At 36.7% G+C, this 3561-nt stretch carries 1 protein-coding gene and 2 pseudogenes; 2 read left to right on the top strand and 1 reads right to left on the bottom strand.

Annotated features, from left to right (window positions below; translation table 11 throughout):
• Positions 1-439: 439 nt before the first annotated feature.
• Positions 440-1322: pseudogene (locus AB4323_RS23055) on the top strand (IS5 family transposase).
• Positions 1323-1397: 75 nt separating this feature from the next.
• Here AB4323_RS23055 and AB4323_RS23050 read toward each other — a convergent pair.
• Positions 1398-3302, bottom strand: a complete 1905-nt coding sequence (locus AB4323_RS23050; RefSeq protein ID WP_231113015.1) for a recombinase family protein — start codon at positions 3300-3302, stop codon at positions 1398-1400.
• A gap of 86 nt (positions 3303-3388) precedes the next feature.
• Between AB4323_RS23050 and AB4323_RS23045 the strand changes: the two are divergent.
• Positions 3389-3561: pseudogene (locus tag AB4323_RS23045) on the top strand (hypothetical protein); the annotation flags it as partial.

Here is a 3561-nt window from a genome sequence, read left to right as displayed (position 1 = left end):
CACAGACATAGCTTGCTTCAAAACTTATTTCTTATATTATTAAATTAAATAATAATATTTTCAATATTTATTTAACCTTAAATATCACTAAATATTTAAATAAAACATCAATCTTGAAAAAGAATATATGAATCATAATGATAATATGCCTTGATTAACTTGGAACGTTTTAGTTACTTACAATATAAGTAGAAGATAAGTCTAATTTACTTAATCATTAAGAAGTCATGACATATTATTTTCGTGGAATAATTAGTCCGTAATTATTAGCATGTAAAATTTAAATCATTATTACTTACTGTAAATTAATAACTAATCTATATTGAATAAAAGTAGATTTTATCTTTGTTATAGATTCTGGGTTTGTTGTAGAAATCGAATGAACTAAATCAGAATCTTACGATCAGTTCAGGGACACTTATTCACTTACTTTAATTTCATTCCGAAGCTTCAGTACAACACCACGAGCTGGCGCAAGTACAATAGCTCACGAATCTACCGAGCTTAACTCACGTTTTGGGTTAACGAAGCTGCGATAACTGAATGGAACAACCTAAGCAGGATAGGCATGGTAGACTACGGTTGTTTAGTGATCTATCTATCACGACTGCTCTCATGGTAAAGCGCGTGTTTACCTTGCCTTTAAGGGCATTGCAAGGCTCTATCGACTCCATTTTTAGATTGGCAAATGTTCTGTTGGTTTGTCCCTATACCTATATAAGTCGCCGAGCTAAGGATGTTGAGGTTTGCTTTAAAACCTCTTCACGAGGCGCTATTCAGCACTTAACCATTGGTGCAACTGGACTCGAGGTATACGGTGAGGGCGTATGGAAAGAGAAAAAGCATGGAACCACTGGTAAGCTTCGAGCCTGACGCAAACCACATCTTGCTGTTGATACCGATACTCATGAAATTATCACAGTTTAGCTGACACTATCAGGCGGGACAGGTGTAGAAGTACTCCCCAAAACACTTAAGCAATCAAGGAAATCTCGGGAGTCGTTGCTTACGAAACCAGGGAGTACCACAAGGTGATTAGAGTTAAGAAAATGATGCCTCCAAGTGCCTAAGCAACCTTCTCTGAAAAGCGGCATCTATGCAATCTGTAGTTCGCTGCCAGAGACTCTATGGGTCAAACAAAAGTATATGATTACCATAGACGTTCACTGTCTGAAACGCAATGTATCGTGTGAATGTGTTACTTGGAGTATCACTCACTCATTAGTAATGACAATGCATAAATTGGGGACAGTTATGCCATGATTAATGCACTCAATAAGTTCACTTGGATAAGTATGCCCAAAACTCAGTATTTCGCTTAAAGGACGAACGATTTAGCTAGCGTGCGCTCGTAAGCTTGATTCAGCAACAAAGTCATTTATACCCTTAAATAACTATTAACTTTCATCTTCAGATTGATTTATCATTTCATTCATAAAGGCTTCAGCAAGATCCGACGCAAACCAAAGGTTCTCTGTACTATTTTCATTTTCGTTAACTAATGTGCCTCTTTCACCTAGATTCTGGAAGTTATCAAAACCTACATCGTTCCATGCTTTCAGTTGTTCCTCCGTGAAACTTCCCAATGACTCATCTGCAAATTCGTCACTTATCTTTGAAAATAAAAGTGCGTTTGTTTCAGCACTCACAAAAATTGATAGTTTCTTGTCCGTATAAAATTCCACGTCAACAACATTTACAATTGCATTCTCAAAAAGATTTGGATATCCATAACATTCTAACTTCTTTTTTTCCATGTGCACTTCGATTTTGCGTATACATTGCATTAAAATACTCTTAACAAAAGTCCTCGCTTCATTATTGTTATAATTTCGAGCATCATTTACTGTTCGAATGAATTTTTTAATATCGTCAGGTGCAATCTTAAATTGTTTAAATTCAAGTTTCTGCTTAATCAATTCCTCCTTTTCATTTTCTAAAGTTTCATAGTCGAATTTTAACTTTAATTTAATTTTTTCATCTTTAACTGTACGACGCATATCTATGACATTAGCCATTTCTAAATCAATTTCTTCTAAGCGATCAGAGTTGCGAATTATGTCAGCTGGCTTAACCTGAGTATTTATTAAATTATAATCTATATGCCTCGCTACCGAGATAAGAAATGCGTCTTCAATATAGTCTTGAATGATGCTTTTACAACAGTTAGCTGTTTCCTTGTGCTTTGAACAATGTAATCTTCGTCTAATTCCATGCTTTTGCTTCTGTGGCTGAGAGCCAATACTTCTGCCACACTTTGCACATACTGACTTATTTCCATAATCAGTCAATAAATATACCAAGCCATTTCTCTTGCTTTTGTCGCCTTTATTCGAACCATATCGGCGTTTTTTTATCGCTTGAAAGGTGTCAAATTCCTCTTCAGACATAATTGCTGGGTAGTATGACCTTAACACATAGTCTTCTACATGCTTCTTCCCATCCTTCTGATAGTTGAGGTTAACCACATATCTACCACAAAGAGCTTGATTAGAAACAATGTGTGATAAAGTTGATACACCCCATACATCATTCTTTGGTTTCCTTGAATTAGCAGGAGAATGTTTTAATTGTGATGGTGGCTTAATGCCACGGTTTAGCAGCTCTACACTAATAGGCCGAAGTCCCATCCCTTGCTTAAAATGCATATCAACAATTAATCGAATAATTTCCTCATGCTCATTGAGTTCAAAACCAGTCTTTATTTTGGGGTGAGGTCGTTGCTTTCTACTTATCCAAAACGGAAGAGGACCAGCTAAATCCGAAACCCCTCCTTCTTCATGTGTTGCTATTTGACCATGTAGAAAATCAATCGAGGCCTCTGTCTTTCTTAAGGATTCTTTGTGCGCTCTAACCATCTCAAGTACTGATAAAATCATCGTTCCAAGAGGGTCTTTTGCCATAGTTTCCTTAGAGTAAATTTTTTCATCCGCCGCAGTAACTACAACTATGTCTGCATTTACTAGCGAAGCTAGGGTTGCTTGTGCAATATATGGTTGTTCTCGACTTAAACGATCAAGTGATTCTACAATCAGCACTGAGCCAGGCTTAATTAACTGTTTTTCAACAGCAGCTAAAAAGACTCCTAAAGCTCCTTTTGTTTTATGGTGACCATGAAATGCAGAAAGACCTCTATCTGTCATCACCAAGTCTTTATTGATTTTTAAGTTAAACTTCGCTGAAACCTCATCAATAAATTTCTTTTGCCTCGCTAATGAGCGGCCTTTTTCTTGTCTAATATTCGAAAATCTGCTGTAAGAATAAATCTGGGGTTCAGTATGAGAAAAATGTTCCAACTTCATCTAAATAACCTATCCATGAGATGACTGTATAGTTATGACTGTTCGCTAAGCCTATGTCAATAAATACTTTTTTAAGAAGTATCAGTGTTCAGTATGCAGACGGCGCATTCGGTTACTTCCCACCTTACACATTAGGTGCGATGTACGCGGCTCAGTTCATGGCTTCAATGAAGAAAACAGTGGATGTGAACTCAGTGATTGAAAGCGGTGACCTATCCCCTATCTTCAATTGGTTAGAATGTAAGCGTGCCATGAACAC

The organism is Vibrio sp. 10N.261.52.C11, from assembly GCF_041471405.1.
GTDB lineage: Bacteria > Pseudomonadota > Gammaproteobacteria > Enterobacterales > Vibrionaceae > Vibrio > Vibrio crassostreae_C.
Note: the sequence above shows the minus strand (reverse complement) of the source record. Positions and strands in the feature narration are given on the sequence as shown.